This window comes from Chitinophaga japonensis, from assembly GCF_007830125.1.
In the GTDB taxonomy this organism is placed as follows: Bacteria; Bacteroidota; Bacteroidia; order Chitinophagales; family Chitinophagaceae; genus Chitinophaga; species Chitinophaga japonensis.
Genome location: NZ_VLLG01000003.1, coordinates 1,134,460 through 1,158,953, shown reverse-complemented (window position 1 = coordinate 1,158,953; position 24,494 = coordinate 1,134,460). Strand labels below are relative to the sequence as shown.

At 54.2% G+C, this 24,494-nt stretch carries 18 protein-coding genes; 11 read left to right on the top strand and 7 right to left on the bottom strand.

Annotation, left to right across the window (positions count from 1 at the left end):
• Positions 1 to 2 precede the first annotated feature (2 nt).
• The 7 genes from LX66_RS13740 (at position 3) to LX66_RS13710 (ending at position 11,081) form a co-directional block, all read left to right on the top strand.
• Complete coding sequence (locus tag LX66_RS13740) at positions 3 to 878, top strand: DMT family transporter (protein ID WP_145714419.1); 876 nt, start codon at positions 3 to 5, stop codon at positions 876 to 878.
• A gap of 237 nt (positions 879 to 1,115) precedes the next feature.
• Positions 1,116 to 4,301 (top strand): SusC/RagA family TonB-linked outer membrane protein, encoded by a 3,186-nt coding sequence (locus tag LX66_RS13735; protein ID WP_145714417.1) that lies wholly within the window; start codon positions 1,116 to 1,118, stop codon positions 4,299 to 4,301.
• 22 nt (positions 4,302 to 4,323) lie between these two features.
• Entirely contained in the window at positions 4,324 to 5,994 is a 1,671-nt protein-coding gene (locus LX66_RS13730) for a RagB/SusD family nutrient uptake outer membrane protein (protein WP_145714415.1), read from the top strand.
• Positions 5,995 to 6,169: 175 nt separating this feature from the next.
• Positions 6,170 to 8,941, top strand: a complete 2,772-nt coding sequence (locus LX66_RS13725) for a S9 family peptidase (RefSeq protein WP_170232378.1) — start codon at positions 6,170 to 6,172, stop codon at positions 8,939 to 8,941.
• 38 nt (positions 8,942 to 8,979) lie between these two features.
• Positions 8,980 to 9,759 carry an AraC family transcriptional regulator gene (locus LX66_RS13720; RefSeq protein WP_145714413.1) on the top strand — a complete coding sequence of 260 codons (780 nt, stop codon included), beginning with the start codon at positions 8,980 to 8,982 and terminating at the stop codon, positions 9,757 to 9,759.
• A 149-nt stretch (positions 9,760 to 9,908) separates the two neighbouring features.
• On the top strand, positions 9,909 to 10,430 hold the full coding sequence (locus LX66_RS13715) for a cupin domain-containing protein (RefSeq protein WP_145714412.1): 522 nt from the start codon (positions 9,909 to 9,911) through the stop codon (positions 10,428 to 10,430).
• Positions 10,431 to 10,466: 36 nt separating this feature from the next.
• Positions 10,467 to 11,081 carry a DUF4230 domain-containing protein gene (locus LX66_RS13710; RefSeq protein ID WP_145714410.1) on the top strand — a complete coding sequence of 205 codons (615 nt, stop codon included), beginning with the start codon at positions 10,467 to 10,469 and terminating at the stop codon, positions 11,079 to 11,081.
• An 8-nt stretch (positions 11,082 to 11,089) separates the two neighbouring features.
• Here the strand turns inward: LX66_RS13710 and LX66_RS13705 are convergent, their stop codons facing one another.
• Positions 11,090 to 11,809: an HAD family hydrolase gene (locus LX66_RS13705; protein ID WP_145714408.1), complete on the bottom strand. Its 720-nt coding sequence runs from the start codon at positions 11,807 to 11,809 to the stop codon at positions 11,090 to 11,092.
• 247 nt (positions 11,810 to 12,056) lie between these two features.
• Here LX66_RS13705 and LX66_RS13700 point away from each other — a divergent pair, with 247 nt between their 5' ends.
• Positions 12,057 to 12,380, top strand: a complete 324-nt coding sequence (locus LX66_RS13700; RefSeq protein WP_145714405.1) for an RNA recognition motif domain-containing protein — start codon at positions 12,057 to 12,059, stop codon at positions 12,378 to 12,380.
• A 419-nt stretch (positions 12,381 to 12,799) separates the two neighbouring features.
• Here LX66_RS13700 and LX66_RS13695 read toward each other — a convergent pair whose 3' ends face one another.
• From LX66_RS13695 to LX66_RS13675, 5 genes are all read right to left on the bottom strand, one after another.
• Complete coding sequence (locus LX66_RS13695; RefSeq protein WP_145714402.1) at positions 12,800 to 13,465, bottom strand: response regulator transcription factor; 666 nt, start codon at positions 13,463 to 13,465, stop codon at positions 12,800 to 12,802.
• 117 nt (positions 13,466 to 13,582) lie between these two features.
• Complete coding sequence (locus LX66_RS13690; RefSeq protein WP_145714398.1) at positions 13,583 to 14,932, bottom strand: dihydrolipoamide acetyltransferase family protein; 1,350 nt, start codon at positions 14,930 to 14,932, stop codon at positions 13,583 to 13,585.
• A gap of 67 nt (positions 14,933 to 14,999) precedes the next feature.
• Positions 15,000 to 16,244 (bottom strand): CinA family nicotinamide mononucleotide deamidase-related protein, encoded by a 1,245-nt coding sequence (locus tag LX66_RS13685; RefSeq protein WP_244620395.1) that lies wholly within the window; start codon positions 16,242 to 16,244, stop codon positions 15,000 to 15,002.
• A 109-nt stretch (positions 16,245 to 16,353) separates the two neighbouring features.
• On the bottom strand, positions 16,354 to 16,773 hold the full coding sequence (locus LX66_RS13680; RefSeq protein WP_145714395.1) for an acyl-CoA thioesterase: 420 nt from the start codon (positions 16,771 to 16,773) through the stop codon (positions 16,354 to 16,356).
• Between the two features lie 58 nt (positions 16,774 to 16,831).
• Positions 16,832 to 17,239: a DoxX family protein gene (locus tag LX66_RS13675; RefSeq protein WP_145714392.1), complete on the bottom strand. Its 408-nt coding sequence runs from the start codon at positions 17,237 to 17,239 to the stop codon at positions 16,832 to 16,834.
• 303 nt (positions 17,240 to 17,542) lie between these two features.
• Here LX66_RS13675 and LX66_RS13670 point away from each other — a divergent pair, with 303 nt between their 5' ends.
• The 3 genes from LX66_RS13670 (at position 17,543) to LX66_RS13660 (ending at position 23,586) form a co-directional block, all read left to right on the top strand.
• The gene (locus LX66_RS13670; RefSeq protein ID WP_145714389.1) at positions 17,543 to 20,614 is read left to right on the top strand and encodes a tetratricopeptide repeat protein; all 3,072 of its coding nucleotides are present in this window, start codon (positions 17,543 to 17,545) and stop codon (positions 20,612 to 20,614) included.
• Positions 20,615 to 20,754: 140 nt separating this feature from the next.
• The gene (locus LX66_RS13665) at positions 20,755 to 22,395 is read left to right on the top strand and encodes a TonB-dependent receptor (RefSeq protein ID WP_145714386.1); all 1,641 of its coding nucleotides are present in this window, start codon (positions 20,755 to 20,757) and stop codon (positions 22,393 to 22,395) included.
• A gap of 159 nt (positions 22,396 to 22,554) precedes the next feature.
• The gene (locus tag LX66_RS13660) at positions 22,555 to 23,586 is read left to right on the top strand and encodes an HU domain-containing protein (protein ID WP_145714383.1); all 1,032 of its coding nucleotides are present in this window, start codon (positions 22,555 to 22,557) and stop codon (positions 23,584 to 23,586) included.
• On the opposite strand, the gene LX66_RS13655 is transcribed toward LX66_RS13660, so the two are convergent.
• Positions 23,583 to 24,485 (bottom strand): SDR family oxidoreductase, encoded by a 903-nt coding sequence (locus LX66_RS13655; protein ID WP_145714380.1) that lies wholly within the window; start codon positions 24,483 to 24,485, stop codon positions 23,583 to 23,585. The genes LX66_RS13660 and LX66_RS13655 overlap by 4 nt on opposite strands.
• Positions 24,486 to 24,494 lie beyond the last annotated feature (9 nt).

Here is a 24,494-nt window from a genome sequence, read left to right as displayed (position 1 = left end):
ACATGAAAAAGGCATTCATACAGCTCCATCTCTCCGTTTTCCTGGCCGGCTTTACCGGCATACTGGGAAAGCTGATCTCCATGAATGAAGGGCTGCTCACCTGGTACCGCCTCCTGATCTCCGCCATTACCGTATACCTGTTGTTCCGCTGGCGCGGCCTGCTCAAAAAGCTCCCCCTGCGCGATGTGCTGATCATCGGGTCCAACGGCGCTATCATCGGGCTGCACTGGATCTTCTTTTACGGCAGCATCAAATATGCCAACGTATCCATCGGCGTGGTCTGCTTTTCACTCACCAGCCTGTTCACCGCCATCTTTGACCCGCTGATCAACCGCCGGCGGTTTGACGGAGTGGATATGCTGCTAAGCCTGCTCACCCTCCTGGGCATCCTGCTCATCTTTCATTTTGACACGCAGTACCGCACCGGTATTATCCTGGGCATTATCTCCGCCATGTTCGCCGCCCTGTTCACGGTATTTAACAAAAGGTTAATACTGCGTTTTGACACCTATACCCTGGGCTTTTACGAGCTGGTAGTGGGCACCTTGAGCATCACGCTCATCCTGCCTTTTTACCTGCGCGCATTTCCCGCAGCATCGCTGCTGCCCTCTCTCAGCGATGCCGCTTACCTGCTGGCGCTGGCCTGGGCCTGCACCGTCTGGCTGTATGCGCTTAACCTGAACGCCTTAAAAAAGATATCCGCTTTTACGGTGAACCTCTGCTTCAACCTGGAGCCGGTATACAGCATACTGCTGGCCTTTCTCCTCTTCCAGGAAAACAAATACCTGCACCTTTCCTTCTATGCCGGGCTGTTTTGCATACTGCTGTCGGTAGTGCTGCAAATGATGCGCGTAAGCCGGCAGCCGGTGCAACCATAAACTATATTTTTTCGCAAACATTTGTTACTTTCACAGGTAGAGAGTATTGAACCTATACGTAACTGTACTATGTAGCTATACCTGTATATAATGTAGCATTTATGAAGTAAGAAGTAGGAAGTATGATGAAACTCCTGCTATCTTCCTTCTATTTCCTGCTGCATATATCCTATATCCTACATCATACTTCTCACTTCACATTTCATATCATGTATCACTTACCAAAATCTAACATGTATGTACACACGCAAAATCCTATTCCTGCTCGCGTTACTATGCGGGCTCAGCTCCTTTGCCTGGGGGCAGCGGGTCAGCGGAACCGTTTTTGACAAGACCACCCATCAACCCGTTATCGGCGCCACCATTGCAGCGGATAAAACGCATGGCACCGTTACCAATGAAAAAGGGGAATTCTCCCTGCAGGTGCCCGAGGGCGCCCAATCATTACAGGTATCCTTTATCGGTTACAAAACACAGACCATTGTGCTGACCGGTGAAAAGAGCTATGCCGTGCAACTGGAAACGGACGGGCGCTCCCTGGATGAGTACGTGGCCGTAGGCTATGGCACACAAAGGAAAGCAAACCTTACCGGCGCCGTTAACACGGTAGATGTAAGCAAAACCATGGTAAGCAGGCCGCTCACCGATCCCAGCAAAGCCCTGCAGGGCGTGGTGCCGGGCCTTACCATCACCTACGGAAACGGCGGGCTTACCACCGCGCCGGGCATCAACATCAGGGGCATCGGCTCCGTCAACGGCGCCAGCCGTCCCCTGATACTGGTAGACAACGTGGAGACCAGCGATCTCTCCATCATCAACCCCAGCGACATCGAAAGCATATCCGTGCTGAAGGATGCCGCCTCCGCCTCCATCTATGGCGCCCGCGCCGCCTTTGGCGTGGTGCTGATCAAAACAAAATCCGGTTTGCGGAATATGAAGACCACCGTGAGCTATTCCAACAACTTCTCCTGGAGCACCTACACCACGCTGCCCGACTTTGCCGACCCGGTGAAGGAGCTGACCGGCATCTATGAAGGCGCACAGCGCTCCGGCATTTCCTCCCCGGAAATATTCGGTATGCAACTGCTCAAGCTCCGCGACGGCATTGCCAACTGGCAGCAAAAGTATGCCGGCAACCGCACCAGCGACGAAATGGTGGAAGGCGAAGATTTCGAGATGCAGGACGGCCGTATGTACTTTTACCGCGTGTGGGATGTAAAGGACAAAATGCTGCGGAAATGGACGCCCCAGCAGATACACGACCTGAAAGTAATGGGCGGCAGCGAAAAAGTAGGCTACTACCTCTCCGCCGGCTACAGCGACCAGGGTGGGGAAATGAAAATGAACCCGGACAATGTAAAGAAGTATAACATCGTGGCCGGCGTGGACGCCACCGTTACCAAATGGCTGGACGTACGGGGACGCATGCTGTACCGGCAATTCAAATACGAATATCCTTACCAGTACCAAAGCTACTTTTACTATATGTGGCGCTGGGGAGCCTATTTCCCCTACGGCACCCGCGAAGGCACTTATTTCCGCCATGTGCCGGCCTACCTGTCACAAGCCCGCACCTCCAGCCTGACGGACAACTACCAGCGGGTAGACCTGGGCGCTACCATCAAGGTGAACAAGCATATCAACATCCGGGCGGATTATACCATTGGCCGGGACAACAACATACGGCACGAAGTAGGCGGCCCTATCAGCGCCTGGGACTTCTGGGCTTCCGGCGCACCGCAGGTCAGGAACATTGCCACCGCTTCGCAGAACGAAGTGGAATACGGCACCGGGCGCTACAAGGTGAACACCCTGAATGCCTATGCTACTTATGAGAACACCTTTCCCGGGAAGCACAAGATCAAGTTCATGGCAGGTGTGAACGCGGAAGAAAACGAATCCATCGGCTTTACCGCCAACAGGCAGAATCCGCTGGACCCGGAAAAAGGCGAGCTGCCCCTGGCAGTGGGCGCCCAGACAGTAGACGGCTACCATGGCAACGACGCCTATGCCGGTTACTTTACCCGGTTTAACTATGCCTTCCGCGACAAGTGGTTGCTGGAGCTGAACGGCCGCTACGATGGGTCTTCCTCCTTTCCTGCCGGCGACAAATGGGCCTTCTTCCCCTCCGGCTCCGTAGGCTACCGCGTTACCGAAGAGCCTTTTATGCAGGGCATCCGGCGCACCTTAAGCGACTGGAAACTGCGCGCCTCCTATGGTACGCTGGGCAACCAGGACGTAGGCGGGAAATACTTCATTCCCTCCATGCCCGTAACTTCCGCCAACTGGGTAACGCCGGACAACGTGAGAGCGCCGGCCATCGGCGCCCCCATTGCCGTAGCGGAGTCCCTCACCTGGGAAAGAGTGAAGATGCTGAACCTGGGTACGGACATCAGCCTGTTCAACAACCGCGTGGGCGTTACCTTCGACTGGTTTGAGCGCAACACCACGGGCATGCACACCAGCAAGGCCGTAGGCGCTACCTTTGGCGCCAATGCTCCCCGAGTGAACGACGGCACCCTGCGCACCCGCGGCTGGGAAATCAGCATTGACGGTGTCTACAACATCAACAAGGACCTGGCTATCTACGGTGTATTCACCCTGGCCGACAGCAAATCCGTGATCACCCAGTGGGACAATCCCTCCATGCTGCTCTCCCAAAACTACGCCGGCAAAACCTGGGGCGAGATATGGGGTTTTGAGACGGACCGCTATTTTACGGAGCAGGACGATATGGAAAACAAGGGAGAGATACCGGACCAGACGGCCCTGGCCAGTGGCAACTTTGTATATGGCCCCGGCGATATCAAGTACAAAGACCTGAACGGCGACAGCGTGATCAATGCAGGCAAATTGACCGCTACCGATCATGGCGACCTGAAAGTGATCGGCAACAACCAGCCCCGTTACCAGTACGGTTTTCGTATAGGCGGTAGCTGGAAGCACCTGGACCTGGACATTTTCTTCCAGGGCGTGGGCAAACGCGATTTCTGGGGCATTGGCGATGTAGCCCTGCCCCTGTACCGAGGCGCGGACATTATGTACGATCACCAACTGGATTACTGGACGCCCACCAACACCGGCGCCAAATACCCCCGCCCCTATTCCGGCAATGCCAGTGGCAGGATAGCCGGCCTGGCTAATGGCGGCAACAACTTTTACCCGCAGTCCAAATACCTGCTGAACCTGGCCTACCTGCGCCTGAAGAACGTGACCCTCGGTTACAGCCTGCCGGACCACCTGCTGAAAAGCATGCACCTGCAGAAGCTGCGCGTGTACGTGAGCGGGCAGAACCTGGCGGATATTATTTCCAACGTAGGTATTCCTTTGGACCCCGAGATCACCGACGGTGAGCTGGGCTTCATAGGCCGCACCTTCCCTTTCCAGCGCACCTATTCCTTTGGCCTGCAGGTGATCTTTTAATAACCTTAAAAACATTTGACCCATGCAAACGATCATACGATATATATGCCCGGCCCTGCTGCTGTTCATGCTGGCAGGCTGCAGCAAGTTCATAGACAAGGGGTTGCCCGACCAGTTTGACGACAACGATTTCTGGACCTCTGAAGACAAGGTGAGGACCTATAGCTGGGGTTTTTACGACATGTTCACCGGCTATGGCAACGGCTCCGGCTTCGGGGATTTTTACTTTACCTCCTTCTCGGACGACCAAGCGGCGCCCAGCTTTGCCAACTACGCCGTATCAGCCCCGGCCTCATCCAATGAATGGAGCTGGACCTACATCCGCAAGGCCAATATTATGCTGGAACGTATAGACCGGGTGCCCATGAGCGATGAAGCCAAAGACCACTGGAAAGGCGTGGCCCGCTTCTTCCGTGCGCTCCGGTATTTTGAGCTGGTGCGGAACTACGGGGACGTGCCCTGGATAGGCCGCTCCCTGGACATTGCTGAAACGGACCTGATCTACAAGCCCCGCGATCCCCGCGCGCTGGTGATGGACAGTGTACTGGCCGATATCAATTTCGCGGTGGAGCACATGCGCACAAAGGATAATGTGGCCAATACCGTGAACAGCGAGGTAGCGCTGGCGCTTAAATCACGTATATGCCTGCACGAAGGCACCTACCGCAAGTACCATACGGAACTGGGGCTGAGCGGTGCAGACAAATTCCTGCAGGAAGCCAGGAGCGCCGCGGAAGCATTGCTGACCGCCGGCTATGCATTATCCGATGATTACCAGGCCATATACAATTCCCTGGACCTCAGCGGCGGCCCCGCTGCCAAAGAAGTGCTGCTGTATAAAAGGTACGTGCCCGGTATCCTCACCCACTCCGTGATCGGGTACACCACCGCCACCACCCAGATGCGCGGCCTCACCAAATCGGCCGTGGAAGCCTATCTCTGCGACGACGGCCTGCCCATCGGCCTGTCTGCCCGCTACATGGGCGATGACAACATTACCAATGTACGGGCCAACCGCGACAAGCGCCTGCTGATCACCATCGATACTTTCCTCTGCTACAACGGATCGCTGGTGAATGGCTTAAGCTCCAGCACGGGCTACCGGCCTTCCAAGTTCCTGCAGCCGGAAGTGGCAGACGAGCGCTCGCCTTACAATGATACGGATGGCCCCCTCTTCTGGCTGGCCGAAGTATTGCTGAACTATGCGGAAGCCTGCGCTGAGCTGGACCAGTTGGGCACCTATGCCATTTCCCAGGCAGACCTGGATAGATCCATTAACCTGCTGCGCAACCGGGCGGGCCTGCCGCACCTGCAGCTAAGCGGCGCCCAGGGCGTAGCCGTGAACGGCGTACCCTATACCGACCCGGCAAAAGATGCGGATGTAAGCTCCCTGGTATGGGAAATACGCCGGGAAAGAAGGGTGGAGCTGATGATGGACGGCTTCCGTTACTGGGACATCCTGCGCTGGAAAAAAGGTACCTATATGGATACGGAAAAGAACCCGGAGATTATGCTGGGCGCCAAAGTGCCGGATAACGGCACGGTGCTGCGGAACCCGGATGGCTATATTACGCCTTACCAGGCCGGCACCAAAAGAATCTTCCTGGACCCGAAACATTACCTGGCGCCTATTCCAACGGGGCAAATAGCCCTGTACCCGGAAGGCGTGCTGGGGCAGAACCCGGGTTGGTAAAGTGGTGAGGAATGTAAAATGATAAATATTAAATGATAAATGTAAAATGCAAGAAAGGGAATTTCCTTCCACTTTTGCATTTTACATTTATCATTTTACATTTGATATTCTCCCCCTCCCGCCACTCTTCCTTTTTCCCTTCCGCCCTTTCATCTTTTCTCCTATTTTAGCAATCATGATACGCAATATACTGTTGTGGGCGGCTTGTTCCGGCCTGTCCCTTGTTACCTATGCGCAGTCCCCTGCGAAACCTCCGCTGGACCACAGCGTGTACGACGGCTGGGAAAGTATTAACAGCAAAGCAGTAAGCAATAACGGCCAGTGGATCGTATATACTATCAATCCCCAGCAGGGTGATGCCCGCCTGGTGATATACAACACCAAAAACCGGCGCAGCCTGGAAGTGCCGCGCGGCAGCAGCGCCGTGATCACGGAGGACTCCCGCTATGTCGTATTCAACATTGACCCGCTTTACAGCGAAGTGCGGCAGGCAAAGATCAAAAAGAAGAAATCCGCCGCCATGCCAAAAGACTCCCTGGGCATTGTATCCCTGGAGCAATGGCAGGTTTGGAAAACCCCGCGCGTAAAATCATTTAAAACACCGGAAAAAGGCAGCGGCGTGCTGGCCTACCTGCTGGAAAAGCCGGAGGGCAGCAAAGACAGCACCGGCGGTACGCCCCTGGTAATCCGCAACCTGCCCGCCGGCCGGGAGGATACCATTGATCATGTGCTGGAATATACGTTCAGCAAGGCAGGTAACAAGCTGCTGGCAGCAATAGCGCCCTCCGGGAAAGACAGCCTGGCCACCGCGGGCGTGCTGCTATGGGACATTGCCACCTGCCGCGCAGATACCCTCAGCAGGGGCGCGGGCCGGCGCAGCGCCTTTGCGTTTGACGAAACCGGACAACAGGCCGCCTGGCTTAGCACCCGCGACAGCGCCAAAGCCCTGCAGCATACTTACTGCCTGTACTACTACCGCCCGGGGCAGGACAGCGGGCGCATAGCCGTGGACAAGCACACCGCCGGCCTGCCTGCTCAATGGGGAGTAGCGGACAGCAGCGCCCTTAGCTTCAGTAAAAACGGCCAGCGGCTATTCTTTGGCGCCGCCCCTGTACGGCCGCCAAAAGATACCACCATCGTGGACTTTGAAGTGGCCAAAGTGGATATCTGGCACTACCAGGATGATTACCTGCAGCCCATGCAGTTGAAGAACCGGCGCAAGGACCTGCAGAAAAGCTACACCGCTGTGTACTACCCTGATAATGGGAAAGTGGTGCAACTGGCCGACCAGTCGCTGGAAGACCTGGCCACAACGGACGAAGGCGACAGCAACTACGCCCTCGGCTATACGGACAAGGACCAGCGCATTCCCATGCAATGGACCGGCCGCACCCTGAAAACCGCCTGGCTGGTAAATGTCACCAATGGCGCCCGCCGCCTGGTAAAGGAAATGGTGGACGGCCGTTTCTATATTTCGCCCAAAGGCCGTTACCTGCTCTGGTTTGACAGGACGGCTGGACACTGGTTCACTTACCAGGTGGACGGCGGCGCTATCCGTAACATCACTACCGCTATTCCCGCAACCATGTATGAAGAGGACGACGACCACCCGGATACACCCGGGCCCTACGGGATGGCAGGCTGGCTGGAAGGCGACCGGTATGTATACCTCTATGACCGCTACGACATCTGGCAGGTAGACCCTGCCGGCGCAGCCACCCCCGTAAATCTCACCGGCGGGCAGGGCCGGCAGGAAAAGACCCGCTTCCGCTATGAAAAGCTGGACAAGGACGAGCATTTCTTCAAAAAAGACCAGGACCTGCTGCTTAGCGCCTACAACGAAACCAGCAAGTACAATGGCTTTTACCTGCTCAGGGCCGGTAATGCCGCCCTGCTACAACTGGCCATGGGACCATATGCCTACCGCCTGCCGGAAAAGGCCAAAAATGCGGACCGGTATATTTTTGCCAAAAGCAATTTCCAACTGCCGCCGGATATCTACACCGCGCTGGCCGGCGGCAAACGCCCGTCCTTTGCAAAAGCGGAGCAGTTGAGCCACATTAACCCGCAGCAGCAACAATATAACTGGGGCACCGCCTCCCTGTTCAAATGGACTGCCTATAACGGCCAGCCCGCAGAAGGCATTCTCTATAAACCGGAGGATTTTGACAGTACGAAACGCTACCCCATGATCATTTACTTCTACGAGAAGCTGACGGACTTGCTGTATCATTACCAGCCGCCCGCCCCTACGCCCTCCCGGCTGAATATCCCTTTTTTCGTAAGCCGGGGATACCTCGTGTTTGCACCGGATATTATTTATGAAGCAGGGCACCCGGGCCGGAGCGCCTATAATTACATTGTGAGCGGCGCCCGTGCGCTGGCGCAGCATGCCTGGGTAGACAGCACCAACATCGGCATACAGGGGCAGAGCTGGGGCGGGTACCAGGTGGCCTTCCTGGTCACGCAAACCTCGCTGTTCAAGGCCGCCTGGGCCGGCGCCCCGGTGGCGAACATGACCAGCGCCTACGGCGGCATCCGCTGGGAAAGCGGCATGAACCGGCAGTTCCAGTACGAGCATACCCAAAGCCGTATTGGCGGCACCTTGTGGGAAAAACCGGAGCTGTATATAGAAAACTCTCCCCTTTTCCACCTGCCCAATGTAACCACTCCCCTGGCCATCATGCACAATGATGCGGACGGGGCCGTGCCCTGGTACCAGGGCATAGAGTTGTTCACCGGCCTGCGCCGCCTGGGCAAACCGGTTTGGCTGCTCAATTACAACAACGAAGCGCATAACCTGGTGCAACGCCAGAACCGGAAAGATGTGCAAAGGCGTGAGCAACAGTTCTTTGACCATTTCCTGAAAGGCGCCCCCGCGCCCCAATGGTTGTTGCACGGGGTGCCCGCCACGGAAAAAGGGATAAATTGGGGATGGAATTATTAAATATTTTCACTATGTTTACATAGCCAACAGTTTATCCTATGAGTTTCCATATCTATCGTCCTGCAGCCAACTTGCATCCGTATGTAAAACATTATTACTACTGGCACGATGATACAACGGGGGTGATTACCTTACCGCAAAGCCTCCTGTCATTAGGTGATCAGTATATGGTATTCCTCCTGGAAGGAGCAGTAAACTGCCAGCCCTGCCGGCATGCTGCCTTCAGCCTGCCCGAAGCTTCCGTGATAGGACATTTTACCTGCTCCAGCCAGCTAAAGGTAAAAGGGCCGGTAAAAGCCGTGATCGTGCAGTTGAATGCTTATGGCGGCTACCGCATGCTGGGCATTAACATGCACTCTATCAACAACTATTACCGCAACCTCGCCAAGCTGCCGGGCGGCCACTGGCAGCAACTGGCGGCGCAACTGCGTACCGTGAACGCCGGCCAGGCGCCCGCCCTGCTGGACCAGGCCCTGCAAACCGGGATGGCGCAAAAGGTATACCAGTGCAGGCAGGTGGAACAGGTGGCGGACTTCTTGCAGCAGCAGAACGGGCAGGTGAACATCGGCCACCTGGCAGCCCGGTTCCGGCTATCCAGGCCTACCCTGGAGCGTATGTTCCTGGAAGTGGTAGGGTTGCCGCCCAAGCTGTATGCACAGATGCTGCGCTTTAAATGGTCCATGCGGGTGGTGCAGCAGATAAACGCCAGCCGCCGGCAGCCAGGAGAAGCTGTGCAGATGCCCTCTTTCTTTGCGCCCGCAGCAGCAGCCGTGGCGCAACTGCCCGCCCAGGCAACGGCAGGAGCAGCAGTGGCGTAAAGCAGCTTTTTTACTATTTTGCTGCCGGAACAATTTTCATGACTTATGGAGATCATGCGGGTACCGGTGATCCATTCCTTCCTGTCCAGTGCTTCCTACCGGGCAAAGGGGTACGTTGCCCACTCCCTCATACGAAAAACCCAAAATACATGACCACGCTGACAACTGATAGAACTGCTGCCTACTGGCGGGAACAGTTACAACTGCAGCCGCATGTGGAAGGCGGCGCTTTCCGCGAGCACTACCGCTCCCCATGGATACTGCACAAATCCGCCCTGCCGCCCGGCATGAAAGGCAACCGGCATGCCGCTACCTGCATTTACTTTTTACTGGAACAGGGCGAGTTTTCCGCCTTTCACCGCATAGCCGCCGACGAGATCTGGCATTTCTACGACGGCGTGCCCTTAAGCATTTACGAAATAGACCAGGCCGGCCGGCTGACCGTGCACCGGCTGGGACGGCAGCTCCACCTAGGCGAGCAATTGCAGGTAGTGATCCCCGCCGGCAGTTGGTTTGCCGCCCGCATAGACGGGGAAGCCGGTTTTACCCTGGTAGGCTGCACCGTAGCGCCCGGCTTTGATTTTGAGGACTTTGAGCTGGCGCAGCGCAAAACGCTGCAATCCCTCTATCCGCAGCACAAAGACCTGATCAGTGCGCTTACACGGGCATAAGGTGTGCAGCGTACAATTATTTAAGTATCTTAAAGCATGAAGAGATTTTTCGCTTTACTTGTATTCGCCCTGGTAATATTACTCGTGTTTTGGCTGGGCAAACAGTTCGGCAGCAGAACGCTTAGCCAGGAAGTGCTCAGCAACAGCCTGGTAGTAAAGGAGATAGCGGAACTGGCCAGCCTGGAAGTACAAGGCGTAGCCAGCATCAAGCGCAGCAACCTGGAAAACAGCGGCGACTGGACGGACAACCTGAAAAAAATGTTCCTGGAGCACACCATCTGGGTATCCGTGCCCTACCTGGCCAAATACGGGGTAGACATCAATGAAAAGAATTTCCGGCTTACCGTTACCGATAAAAAGATCACGGTAAGACTGCCGGCCCCCCGCCTGCTCAGCTACGAGCTGAAGCTGGATAAAATGGAAACCTCCAACCGCAAGGGCTGGCTGCTGTTCCAGGATGATGAGACCTATACCGACGTGCAGAAGAAACTCTATCAAACCTCCCGCGTTCAACTGGAATCCAATGCGGTATACCAGCAGCAGTCAAAAGACAAGATAAAGAAGATCATCACCCAGTACTACCAGCCCTTTTTACAGGATCATACGCTGGAAGTGGTGTTTGAAGAAGGAAGTGCGCCGGCGCTGCAATAATCCGCACATCAGGCAGCGTTCTTCGCAATATACTTCACCAGGCACCTTTTTGCCACCGGCAGCAGCGTTTCGTCCAGCGGAAAGGCCAGTTTGGTATCAATATGGTACACTGCGGGATTGGGTAGCTTCTTGCGCTGGCGGATCAGGATGGTCTTGATGTGCTCGGCGGAATGCACGAGGTCCTTCCGGTAGGCATCGATATAGTGGGTGTGAATGCCCCGGTACTTTTCATCATGCCGTTCAAAAATGGTGAGGCGGTATTCATACACCAGCGTATCCCGGTGCCGGCCGTCGGAGAGGAACAGGTACCCTTCCTGCGTATCCAGCGGTATCAGGCCCACCGGCGCTATGTTAATGCTGTCCTCTACAAACTCGTAGATCTCCGTACCCTCCTTGATGGTATGGTCCATTTTTTTGAGGGCGTAGTGAATAATACTTTCCAGCTCCAGCATCAGCTCGTCATCCGCGATCATCTGTTCAAACAGCAATTGCAGCTTTTCCATATTCAGGGCGGTGAGCCGTTTGGGAAAATGCTGCTGCAGGTGCTGCTTGTTTTCCCGGAAAGCCACCAGGTTGTTATAGTGGAAGATCACATCCGCCAACTGGGGGTACAGCTTGTTCTCATTGAAATACCGGTTGATTTCCTGCAGGTAGGCCAGTAAAGTATACTTCTTCTGTTCAAAGTCTATATACCCGTCTGCAAACCAGGTTTCACTCAATACACCCATAGTAATAAAATTTAATGGATTATATATTAAATTTACAAAAAAAAGATGATAACTGCAGCCCATGTTACCACTCATATCATCTAAATAAATATTCAAAAAAAGTGGGCAAAACCTTCGCCTGTGCAGTATCCGGGGTATATGACCTATACCCCCGGGGCTTCTTTTTACAAATAGTTTACGCGGTTCTCACTTTTATCAAAGTAATTTCTTTATCTTCAGTATTATTTTTCATTTTAACTCTTTAGTCATGAACATTTACGTAGCCAACCTGCACTATAGGTTGAACGATGAGGACCTTCACCAGATATTCAGCGAATTTGGGGAAGTGACCTCCGCTAAAATCATTAAAGACCACGAAACCGGCCGTTCCCGCGGTTTTGGATTTGTGGAAATGCCTAACCAGGACGAAGCATCAAAGGCTATGGACAGTTTAAACGGCAGCGAGATTGAAGGCAAACAATTAATGGTAAACGAAGCTAGACCTAAACAACCGAATAATAACTTCAGGAGTGGTGGTGGAAACCGTGGTGGCGGTGGATATGGTGGCGGCGGCCGCGATCGTCGCTATTAATTAATGGTGTTATTTATTCTATTGCGCCGGGTTTTTCAAAGGCCAGAACGAATTGAAAGGGCCGTCCTGTTATAAGCAAGACGGCCCTTTTCTTGTGCCCGGTTGTAATGTTTCCCCACACATACGCAGGCAGGAAAAGATGGCGCCGCTGCCTTTGTGAAAACCGTAGCATGCTCCGGGAACGGAGCACAACTTTTAGTGTGCGGCGCCATATACGTTGTTCATGGATATGGATCACTAACCTGGTCAATTACCGGTTAGAATCTCTTATACCCCCCCTTCGTATAATAAGGTTGAAACTGCTTGTGATATAATAATGTGAAAATCTGTTTTCCAGGTATCAAACCGCACTGCCGGCCGCCACTGATTCAAGTGATTCCCCCGCATAGCCTTGCAGCGCCGCCTACTTAATATAGTGGCTAATCCAGGTTATTCAGGCATATCCTGGAAACCAGCTCCGATTTCGAGGATACGTTCAGCTTCTGGTAGATCTTCTTCAGGTGATGATTGATCGTAAAAACGGACAGGTGCAGGCGCTCTGCCATTACTTTGTAGGAATGGCCTTCCTTCAGCAGGGTCAGCAACTCGTATTCCCGTTCGGTAAGCTTGTACCGGATGGCCTGCAGCGGGTCTTCACCCACATGGCTGATCAACTGGTAAGCCACCTTGGGGCATAAGGCGCCGCCGTACTTTATGGCATCCTGTATGCCCTGGTAAATATCCGCCAGCCGGCTGGTCTTTACAATATAGCCATGCGCGCCCTGCCTGATAGCGTCTACCACATATTGCTTTTCACGATGGGCGGAAAGGATAATGATCTTTGCTTCCGGGAAAATGCAGCGAAGCCGGGTAATTCCCTCCATCCCGGACTCCCCGGGCAGGGAAAGGTCCAGCAGGATCACCTCCACATTCATTTCATGGTAAGACAGCACCCGGAATGCTTCCATGGACAGACAGGCAAACGCTACCCTGCATTCCCGGAAGTCCTCAAAAAATTCTTTGTAGCTGCAGAGCTGGAAATAGTTGTCTTCAATAATCCCGATACTGATCATATGGATAGGATAGGCATAGTAAATTACTGTCATTTAATCATTTAGCAGTTAATTAAATGTTAATGATGGCAGTAACGTTTGTGTTATAACAGGCAAAAGCAGCGGGATCGCCGCTGCTTTTGCCTGTTCATTTACTATTGACTATCCTGGTTAATATTCCTTATGCGGGTCAAAGCTTTCCAGCTCCTGCGCCACCGCGCTCAGGAAGGTGGAGCCTAAAGCGCCGTCCACAATGCGGTGGTCATAAGAAAGGGACAGGTACATCATATGGCGGATGGCAATGGAATCGCCGTGCTCGGTCTCAATCACCACGGGCCGCTTCTTAATAGCGCCTACCGCCAGGATGGCTACCTGCGGCTGGTTGATGATGGGCGTACCGGCCAGGCTGCCAAAAGTGCCTACATTGGTAAGTGTAAAAGTACCGTTCTGGGTATCTTCCGGCTTCAGCCTGTTCTGGCGGGCGGCATTGGCCAGGTGGTTTACCTGCCGGGTAAGGCCTACCAGGTTCAGCATATCCGCGTTGCGGATCACCGGTACGATCAGGTTGCCGCTGGGCAGGGCGGTGGCCATGCCGATGTTGATATCCTTTTTCAGGATGATCTTGTCGCCTTCCAGCGAACAGTTTACCAGCGGGAAACGCTTGATGCATTTTACCAGCGCTTCTATGAAGAGGGGCGTAAAGGTGAGCTTTTCGCCTTCGCGCCGTTCAAATTCCTTTTTTACCCCGTCGCGCCATTTTACCAGGTGCGTTACATCTGCTTCGGCAAAGCTGGTCACATGGGGGCTGGTATGCTTGCTGCGCACCATGTGCTCTGCTATCAGCTTGCGCATGCGGTCCATTTCAATGATCTCCACGTTGCCGCCGGTGCTGCCGTTGTAATTTACCGCGGGCGTCATTACCGGTGCGCTTTCTGCCGGGCGCGGAGCGGCGGTAGCGGTGGCGGTTTCCGTTTCCGCCGGCTGCGGGGCATGACCATGCTTGCGCGCTTCCACGTAGTGCAGGATATCTTTTTTGGTCACCCTGCCTTCGTTGCCGCTGCCGGGTATCTTTTCCAGTTCGGCAAAGCTCACGCCTTCCTGCTGTGCAATGGTGAGCACCAGCGGGGAGTAAAAACGCGGGCTGCCGGTGGTGAACTTGGGCTCTATAGGCTGGGGCGCCGCTACCGGGGCTGCCGGTTCGGTAGTATGGTGGGCAGTTGGCGCAGCATGACGGGCCGGCGGCGTTACTACCGGCTCCGGGGTATCTTCTTCCGCCGTATCGGCGGTGCTGATACGGGCAATGACAGCGCCTACCGGTACTACCTCGTTTTCTGCGAACAGCAGCTCGGTAATTTCCCCGTCGGCGATGGAGGGCACCTCGCTGTCCACCTTGTCCGTAGCAATTTCCAGCACGGTCTCATCAGCTTTTACCTGGTCACCGGGCTTTTTATGCCAGCGCAATATGGTGGCTTCCATGATGCTTTCCCCCATTTTAGGCATTACCAGTTCTACAATGGCCATAAGATCTATTTTAGTGTTTAGCTGTCAACAAAAATAAGGTTAATGTACGAATATGCACATTTGCACATCAGCATATCAGCTTCCGCAGTTCATTCATGGCATACACCGCCGTCATCTGGATATTGCGCTCCCGGTCATAGGGCAGGCGGTATTTAACGGTGACCAGTTGCCCGGCGCTGCCCACGGCTATCCATACGGTGCCCACCGGCTTGTCCGGCGTACCGCCCTCCGGGCCCATGATACCGGAAACGGCGATCACGTAGTCCGTTTCCAGCAACTGCAGTGCGCCGGCCGCCATTTCGCGTACCGTAGCTTCGCTCACTGCGCCATGTTCACGGAGGGTTTGCTCCTGCACGCCCAGCAGTTTCATCTTCATTTCATTGGCGTAGGTCACCACGCTGCCCTTGTAATAGGCGGAGCTGCCGGCAATGGCGGTGATATTATGCGCTATAAAGCCGCCGGTGCAGCTTTCTGCCGTACCTACGGTCTTATTTTTAGCAGATAGCAGTCTCCCCAGCACCTCGCCCATCGGGATATCCTCATCGTACACGGCGATATCGGACAACAGGGCTTTCATTTCCTGGAAGCGCAGGGTCAGTTCCGCTGCGGTGGACACCTTGTCCTCCCCCAGGGCGGTGAGTCGCAGCTTCAGCAGGCCGTAGCTGGGCAGGTAGGCCAGCTTGATGTATGGAGGCAATTGGGCCTCAAACGCCAGCAGCTTTTCCGCCACAAAGGATTCGCCCATGCCGGAAGTGAGCAGGGTCTGGTGTATCACAGCCTTTGCCTGGAACCGTTCCTGCAGGCGGGGCAATACATGATCCTGCATAATGCCTTTCATTTCATGCGGCACGCCCGGCATGGACACATATATTTTACCGTCCTTTTCAAACCACATGCCCGGCGCCAGGCCCCAATTGTTGAGCAGCACCGTACAGGCGTCCGGCACCAGCGCCTGGTCTATGTTACGCTGCAGCACCGGCAGGCCCCGGCTTTCAAATAGCTGCATCAGGCGTTGCAGGGTGGCTTCATGCTGCACCATGCCGCCCCCGAAATATTCGCGCAGGGTAGGTTTGGTAATATCATCGGCCGTCGGGCCCAGTCCACCCGTGATCAGTATGATGTCTGCCTCCGCGCTTTCGGCATCCAGCGCCGCCAGTATAGCCGGCCGGTTATCGCCCACGGCTACACGGCGCTTCACCCAGATGCCCATAGCGTTCAGTTGCTGCGCCATCCAGGCGGAATTGGTATCGATCGTTTGTCCTATCAGCAATTCATCCCCGATGGTGATGATGCTGGCTGTTATCTTTTCCACACAAAACGGTTTTATAAACGAGGCTCAAATATAGAGAAAAACATATAGCAAAAGCCCCGCCAGGCAGTTGTAAACCGGGCAGGGCTTTTGCGTAAACACAGCCAGCGCCTTATACCTGCTGCCGGAAGAAGGGCTCCAGCCTTTCTTTTAACGGCTGCGGCAGGTTGGATTTCTTTTTCGTTGCTGTATGCAGGAACACCAGGGTGGTCACTCCCACGTTCAGCAGCTCGCCTTTTTCATTGTACAGCTCCGAGTGGAACTGTATTTTATGACCGGCAGGCAGCTCTTTCAGTATAGTCTTTACGGTTATCAGGTCGTCATAATAGGCGGGACGCAGGTACTTGATCTGCAGCTCCGCCACGGGCATGATCACGCCCTGCTCTTCCAGCTCCCGGTAGGTAAAGCCCAGCTCCCGGATCGCTTCTGCACGGCCTACCTCGTAATACAGGCCGTAATTACCGTAATACAGGTACCCCATCTGGTCTGTTTCCCCGTAGCGCACACGTATTTGTGTAATGGACGTAAACATTTCTTCTTCTTTTATCCTACATCATACTTCTAACTTCCTACCTCTTACTTCCTGCCTCCTATCGCCCGATCATGCTGTCAAAGCTGATCCTGCCGGGACCGCAGAACAATACCACGATGAAAGCGGTCAGGTACAGGATGGCCTTCTCCTTTACTTCGATCGCATCATGCGCATGTATCACAAATAATGCCACGCACATGCAAATGATCAGCGGAATGGCCGCCAGGCGGGTCAGCAGGCCCAGTATCACAAATACGGAGCAAAATACCTCTGCAAATACTACCAGTCCCAGTGAGGTGGTGCTGCCGATATGGAAAGGATCGGCAAACTTGCGGGACAGGCTGGCAAAGTTCATCAGCTTGGGCCAGCCGTGCGTCAGCATCATGGCGCCAAACACCACCCGCATGAGCAGCAGGGAGAAATGAACCGTACCATTGGTAAAGCTGGCAGAAAAGAGTCTTCTCATAGAATCTTAAAAATGGTTTAATTCTTGTATTATAATAAATTATCTGCAAGATAGGGTAATACCCCTATGCCTTGTATTAGAGTTATCCACATTGTTGTAGAAAAGCTGTCGGAAGGAAAAAGGTATAAACTTTTATATTTGCTACCATTGATTTAGCGTTTATCGGTTTATCCGTCCCTTTAGTAGATCCGCCCTGTCTGTTATTGATTGCCCTGTTAATTTTTTTAACCAACTGATTGTCAGTAACAAGCGGTCCACTAAACGAACAGGTAAGCCAATAAATCATTTTAACAAACACAAAGCATGCAATTTTTAAGAAAGATCGTGGTTCCCGGACAATTGTATATATCCCTATTGGCCTTTGCCGCCGCAGGCTTACTGGCGGCGCCGGCGGCCAGGGCGCAGCAGACCCGCATTTACACCGATCCCGATAAAGTTTTCAAGGATGCGCAGCGGCTTTTCCAGCAGGAAAAATATGCCGTGTCCATGCAGCTTTTTGACCAGGTGCTGGATAATATTAATTATTTCGGGGAAACCAACCGCTGGCTGGTGAAAACCGATGCGCAGTACTACTACACCGTATGCGCCCTGAAATTGCAGCAGGCAGACGCGGAAAAAACAGCGCTCCGCTTCCTGAAACGCGCCAATAACAATGCCCGCGAACAACTGGTGAGCTATCAACTGGCCAAGTACTACTTTCACCGCAACAAGCTGAAAGAGGCCATCCCCTACTACGAAAAAGCGAACATCGACAACCTTTCCAACGCCGAAATTGCGGACGCCCGCTTTGAGCTGGCCTACTGCTATTTCAATGTGAAGGATTTTGACAAAGCGCAGCCCCTCTTTGCCTCCATCCGGGAAATAGAGGGCAAATATTACATTCCCGCCAATTACTACTACGGCTTTATCGCCTATAACAATAAACAGTACAACGAGGCCCTGGCCAGCTTCAAGCGCGTGGAGCAGGAACCGAAATACAGCACCATCGTGCCGTACTACGTGGCGGAGATCTACTACTTCCAGAACAAGCGCGACGAGGCCATCTCCTACGGCGAATCGCTCCTGCAAAAAGGCGATATCTACTATGATACGGAGCTGAAGCAATTACTGGGACAGGCCTATTTTGAGAAAAAGGACTTTAAAAAGGCCCTGCCCTACCTCCAGGAATACCAGGACAACGCGGAAGAGGTCAGGAAGGAAGACGTATACCAGCTCTCCTACTGCTACTACCAGACCGGCGACTATAACAAGGCGATTAACGGCTTCAGGCAACTGAGCAGCGAAAAAGACTCCCTGGGGCAGAACTCCATGTACCTGCTGGGTGACTGCTACCTGCGCACCGGCCAAAAAGCTAATGCCCGAAACGCTTTTGCTTTTGGGGCGCGCAATAATTCCAACCCGCAGCAGCAGGAAATATCCAGGTTCAACTACGGCAAGCTGTCCTACGAACTGGGCTACCAGGACGTGGCGCTGACCGAGCTGACCAATTTTGTGAACAACTACCCGCAGTCCCCCTACAACAAGGAGGCGCGGGAAATACTGGTAAACCTTTTTGCCAATACCAATAACTACAAGGATGCGCTGACCACCATAGAGGCCATTCCCGACAAAAGCCCCACCGTGCTGCGGGCCTACCAGCGGGTAGCCTATGGCCGCGCCACGCAACTGATCAACGACCAGCAACTGGCAGCAGCGGACCGCCTGCTGGACATTGCCATCCAAAACCCGTACGATCCCAACATCAAGCAACTGGCCCACTTCTGGAAAGCGGAAATAGCCCTGCGCCAGCAGCGTACAGACAACGCCATCATTAATCTCAACAGCTACCTGACCGGCGGCGTGCCTGCCTCCGGCGAGGCCAATGCGCAAACCGCCAGCTATAACATGGGCTACAGCCTCCTGAAAAAAGAGGACTACACCCACGCCCTGCAGCATTTCCAGGCGGCCCAGCGCGTAAGCGGCCCCAATGCGGCCCTCATCGCCAACGACGCCATGCTGCGCAGCGCGGACTGTTACTACATGCTGGAGGATTTTGCCAAAGCCAACCAGTTGTATGACCGGATCATTGCCAACAACGATCCCGGCTCCGACTACGCGCTTTACCAAAAGGCCATCATACTGGGCATACAGGGCAAGCACAGCGAAAAGCTGGCGCTCCTGAAACAACTGGGCAACAAATTCCCTTCCTCCGGCTTCGGCAACGATGCAGACTACGAGATCGCCAACACCTACCTGGCGTCAGAAAGATATACAGAGGCCATTCCCTACCTGGAGAATGTGCTGCAAAAGCAACCCAACGGGCCTAACGCGCCCCGGGCGCTGCTGAAGCTGGGGCTTTCCTATTATAACATGAACAACAGCAGCAGGGCCCTCTCCTACTACCGGCAGGTGGTGGAAAAATATCCCAACTCACAGGAAGCCAATGAGGCCCTGCAAAGCCTGAAAGATATTTATGTAAGCCAGGGCAGGACCAATGACTACCTGGCCCTGCTGAAAGCCGCCGGCAGAACGGTGACCGCCTCCGCAGCAGATTCCCTGGCCTATGAAGCCGCAGAAACCCGCTTCCGCAGCGGTGACTGCAGCGGCGCCATTACCGCCTTTAACAGCTACATACAGCAATACCCGAACGGGCAGTTCCTGCTGCCGGCCTACTTCTACCGCTCCGAGTGCGCGTATAACAATAAGGACTATACGGCCGCGCTGCCGGGCTACGAGAAAGTGCTGGCCGGCAATAACAGCCTGTACGCGGAACGCTCCGCACTGCAGGCCGCCAGCATCAACTTTTACCAGGTAAAGAACTACGAAAAGGCCCGCAACTATTACCTGCAACTGCAGGACCTGAGCACCAGCAAGGAAAATACCCTGACCGCCACCCGCGGCCTGCTGCGCAGCAACTACCAACTGAAGCACTGGGAAGAGGTGGCCAATTATGCCGAAATGCTGCTGTCCAGCAACAATATCAGCACGGACGACCAGATCACCAGCCATTACTACCTGGGCAGGGCCCGGCAGGAACAGGGCCAGTGCAGGGAAGCCATTGAAGAGTTTAAGACCGTGGCCGGCCTTACCAAATCAGAGACAGGGGCAGAAGCCCGTTACTATACCGGCGTATGCTACCTGCAGCAGAACGACCTGGCCGCTGCGGAAAAAGCCGGCTTTGACGTGATCCGCAATACGCCTTCCTACGGGTACTGGGTGGCCAGGGCCTACCTGCTGCTGGGCGATGTATATACGCAGCAGAAAGACTATTTTAACGCCAAGGCCACCTTCCAGAGCCTGGTGGAGAACTGTCCCATCCCGGAGCTGAAACAGGAAGCAGCAGATAAGCTGGCCAAAGTGGAAGCAGCGGAAAAGGCCGCATCAAAGATCAAGTAAGAAAATGTAAAATGATAAATGTAAAATTTCAAATGTAAAAGTTGGAGGATATGCACAGTACACTCGGTAATGTTACATTGAAACACACCTACCAACTTTTACATTTTACATTTGAAATTTAAAATTTGAAATTCCAGATAATGAACAATAATACCAGATATATCAGCAGGTGGGGATGGATGTTGGCCATGGCAGGCTTTTGCCTGCAGCAGCCGGCACAGGCGCAGGACTCGCTGAAGCAGGAAACCATAGACATCATCTCTACCTACCAACCCAAGCTGCGCAACGCCGCCAAGCTGAACCTGACGGCTTCCCTGCCGGGACAGGACACCGCCCGTCCACGGCTGCAGTACCAGGTGCCCGCGCTGAACCTGTATTTCATGTACCAGCCCGTACCGCTCCGGCCCCTGGCCCTGGGCAAGGACTCGCTGGCCGCGCTGCAGAACAATTTTATCAAAGGCGGCTTCGGCAACTACAGCACCCCGCTGATACAGGCCGGCTTTGGCAGCAACCGTAATGACAAGTATAACTTTGGCCTGTACGGCAACTTCACGTCCTCCAAAGGCGATATAAAGAACCAGGACTACAGCACGCTGAACGTGCTGGCCTCCGGCACCTACTACTCCCCCCTGTTCGAGATCAACGGCAGCGTGGGCTTTGACCGGAACGTGATCCACTACTACGGCTACGATCATAACCTGTATGACTTCTCCAAAGGCGATGTAAAGCAGGCCTTCAACCAGGGCACCGTACAGGTGGGGCTGAAGAACCGCACCCAGAACGACTGGGCTTTTATGATAGCGCCCAGGGCCAAATTCATCATGTTCACCGACGCCTTTGACCGCAAGGAAAATACCGTGATCATTAACGCGCCGGTGAGCAAGCAGTTGCTGGAAGATATTTACCTGAAAGCGGAAGGCGTGCTGGACCTGTCTACCTTCAAGGAAGACGACCAGGAGCAGGTGAACAATAACGTGGTGGCCATACACCCGGCGCTGGAGATCGTAAAACCGGGCTTTATGCTGCATGCCGGGGTAAATCCTACCTGGACCAACAGCAAATTTTACCTGCTGCCGGATATCGTGAACGAATCGCACCTGATCCGGAAGAAGGTGATCCTGAGCAGCGGCTGGATCTCTTACATCGACAAGAACAGCTTCCGCAATATGGCGAACAAAAACCCCTTTATCGGCCAGTACCCGCCCGGCATCCTCAATACCCGGGTAGAGGAAAAATACACCGGCATCAAGGGCACCCTGGGCAGCCATATTAACTATAACACCAAGTTTGCCGCCGTTACCTGGTACAATATGCCCCTGTTCGTGAATGACAGCACGGTGGGCAACACCTTCCTGGTGCGCAACGAAGAAAAGCTGCGCGCCTTCCAGTTGCACGCGGAGATCGGCTATATTGAGGAAGAGAAGTTCCAGTTGCGCCTTACCGGCGACTGGTACAACTACAACAAGCAGGATACGGAGGTGAAGCCCTGGCACCTGGTGCCTTTCCAGGCGAATGCCTTTGCCCAATACACCATTGGCAAAAAGCTGCACCTGGATGCCAACCTGTACGCCCTGAGCGGCAGCTACTACCTGCTGCCCAACAAGGACTTTGACAAAACCAAGGGCGCCTGGGACCTGAACGCCGGCGCCAGCTACGACATAGGCCGCAACTTTAACGTGTGGGTGAACGCCAATAACCTCTTTAATACCCATTATGAACGCTGGAAGGGGTACCCCACCTACGGCTTCAATATTGTGGGAGGGGTGATGATTAAATTTTAATGAATCCCGAAACTTAAATTCCAACACCCAAATCCCTAATTCCAAAATAATACAGTCCGCTTTTGGAATTTGGGACCCGGAATCTGATATTTGAGCTTTGAATTTGGGATTTGGGTGTTGGAATTTGGGATTTTTGAAATTTGGATTTTGGAATTTGCAATGATATTACGACAATACATCCAGGACGTGCTTTTCCGGCAGCAAGTGTGCATAGTGCCCGGTATTGGTACCTTTACCCTACAGCATATACCAGCGCAGTATAACGCGGTGGACAGGAGTCTTGATCCCCCCGGGCAGCAGGTAACCTTTGAAGAGCAATGGACAGACGACGGCTCCTGCCTGGAATGGATATCCCTGAAAGAGAACCTGGTGCCGGCAGTAGCCCGGATGAAGCTGGACAAGTACATTGAAGCGCTGAAGACCAGCCTGCATAGCGGCCATCCGCTGGAACTGCCGGGTATAGGCACCCTGCAGGTGGATGCGCTGAAGCAGATCTACTTTGAACCGGAGCGCCTGCCCGGTAAGCCGGATACGCTGCAACTGCAGCCGGTGTTCCGGTATGACGCACCGCCGGCGCAGGAACCTGCCGCCACTACCCCGGCGCCCCCGCCTCCCCCGGCCGTCCCGGAAAGCCCGGCCCCTGTGGAAGCAGCGGCTGCCCCGGAACAGCCCGTGCAGGAACCGCAGCAGGCCGCAGGCGAAGAGCAGTCCTACCCCACACCGCCCTGGGAGCTGGAAGAACAGCAGCAATCCCGTTTTAAATGGTGGTGGGTGGTGATCCCCATTGCCGCCGCCCTGGTAGCCACCGCCATCTGGTGGTTCATAAACAACCAGGCCCCTGCGGAAACCTCCGCCGTCAACCTGGAAACAGCCGAAACGCCCGCCGCTATGGATACTATGTCCCTGCCGCAGGAAGTGACCCCTACAGATACCGGGCATATCATATCCGCTACGGACACCCTGCAGTATTACGTGGTATTTGCCACCTACACAGACCGCGCCGCCGCCGACAAGCGGTTCCGCAAAATGAAAAGATGGGGGCTGAATGTAACGATGTACAGCACGCGCGACTCCGCCAACTTCAAGCTGGCAGTGCCTTTCCGCTCAATAGCAGCCGACACGGCCGCCAATATCGAAACGGTAAAGAATAATTACGGGGGAAGGGACAGCCAGGTGTACCTGGAATTTTAGCGCACCGCCATTTCCTGTGCCACGATCTCCAGTCCTTCTGCGAAGCTGCGGGGCTGGTATCCCAGTTCCTGTACCGCCTTGTCAATAATGAATCCTGTTTTGGCCGGGCGTTTGGCAGGTTGTGTAAAGCTTTTGGCATTTACTTTTTCTATCAGGCGGGTATCCAGCTTGAAGAACTGGGCCGTTTGCACCGCCATCTCATAAGGCGTTAGCATTTCCTTCCCGGATATATGATAGATGCCCTTGTTTTGCTTATCAGCCAGCAGTTTGCACCCTTCGGCCAGGTCCTGCACCAGGGTAGGCGTGCGCCACTGGTCGTCTACTACCTTTATCTTCTTGCCCTGCTGCAGGTTGTTCTTCACCCAACTGATAATATTATTGCGCTGCATGTCTATAGCTGTACCATATACCAGTACGGTCCGAACAATGGCCCAGGGCAACTGGCTGTTCTTCACCATGCGCTCTGCCGCTACTTTGCTGGCCCCGTAATAGCTGAGGGGATTCGGCGGATCCTCTTCCCGGTAAGGGCCTTCCAACCCGTCAAATACAAAATCTGTAGAAAGGAAAATAAAAAAGGGCCGGTACTGCTCTGCCGCCTGTATCAGGTAGCGTGTAGCCGCCACGTTAGTATCCCAGCAGGCGTCCTTGTTGCGTTCGCATTCATCCACCTGGGTCATGGCAGCCGTATGTATGATAATATCCGGCCGGTGCTTTTCCAGCAATTGCTGTACGCTTAGCGCAGTGCGCAGGTTCACGGATTCATAGGTATATCCTTCCTGCGAGGGCAGGCGGTTCACGCCTCTCCCCGCCGCAATCACCTCGTATTGTCCGTCTGCAACAAAAAGCGGTACCAGGTGCTGTCCGAGTAAGCCATTACTTCCTGTGATTAAAACCTTCATAGCAGCCAT

Coding starts and splice junctions, on each gene's coding strand:
- LX66_RS13740 (WP_145714419.1), top strand. CDS start 3: ATGAAAAAGGCATTCATACAGCTCCATCTCTCCGTTTTCCTGGCCGGC.
- LX66_RS13735 (WP_145714417.1), top strand. CDS start 1,116: ATGTACACACGCAAAATCCTATTCCTGCTCGCGTTACTATGCGGGCTC.
- LX66_RS13730 (WP_145714415.1), top strand. CDS start 4,324: ATGCAAACGATCATACGATATATATGCCCGGCCCTGCTGCTGTTCATG.
- LX66_RS13725 (WP_170232378.1), top strand. CDS start 6,170: ATGATACGCAATATACTGTTGTGGGCGGCTTGTTCCGGCCTGTCCCTT.
- LX66_RS13720 (WP_145714413.1), top strand. CDS start 8,980: ATGAGTTTCCATATCTATCGTCCTGCAGCCAACTTGCATCCGTATGTA.
- LX66_RS13715 (WP_145714412.1), top strand. CDS start 9,909: ATGACCACGCTGACAACTGATAGAACTGCTGCCTACTGGCGGGAACAG.
- LX66_RS13710 (WP_145714410.1), top strand. CDS start 10,467: ATGAAGAGATTTTTCGCTTTACTTGTATTCGCCCTGGTAATATTACTC.
- LX66_RS13705 (WP_145714408.1), bottom strand. CDS start 11,809: ATGGGTGTATTGAGTGAAACCTGGTTTGCAGACGGGTATATAGACTTT.
- LX66_RS13700 (WP_145714405.1), top strand. CDS start 12,057: ATGAACATTTACGTAGCCAACCTGCACTATAGGTTGAACGATGAGGAC.
- LX66_RS13695 (WP_145714402.1), bottom strand. CDS start 13,465: ATGACAGTAATTTACTATGCCTATCCTATCCATATGATCAGTATCGGG.
- LX66_RS13690 (WP_145714398.1), bottom strand. CDS start 14,932: ATGGCCATTGTAGAACTGGTAATGCCTAAAATGGGGGAAAGCATCATG.
- LX66_RS13680 (WP_145714395.1), bottom strand. CDS start 16,773: ATGTTTACGTCCATTACACAAATACGTGTGCGCTACGGGGAAACAGAC.
- LX66_RS13675 (WP_145714392.1), bottom strand. CDS start 17,239: ATGAGAAGACTCTTTTCTGCCAGCTTTACCAATGGTACGGTTCATTTC.
- LX66_RS13670 (WP_145714389.1), top strand. CDS start 17,543: ATGCAATTTTTAAGAAAGATCGTGGTTCCCGGACAATTGTATATATCC.
- LX66_RS13665 (WP_145714386.1), top strand. CDS start 20,755: ATGAACAATAATACCAGATATATCAGCAGGTGGGGATGGATGTTGGCC.
- LX66_RS13660 (WP_145714383.1), top strand. CDS start 22,555: ATGATATTACGACAATACATCCAGGACGTGCTTTTCCGGCAGCAAGTG.
- LX66_RS13655 (WP_145714380.1), bottom strand. CDS start 24,485: ATGAAGGTTTTAATCACAGGAAGTAATGGCTTACTCGGACAGCACCTG.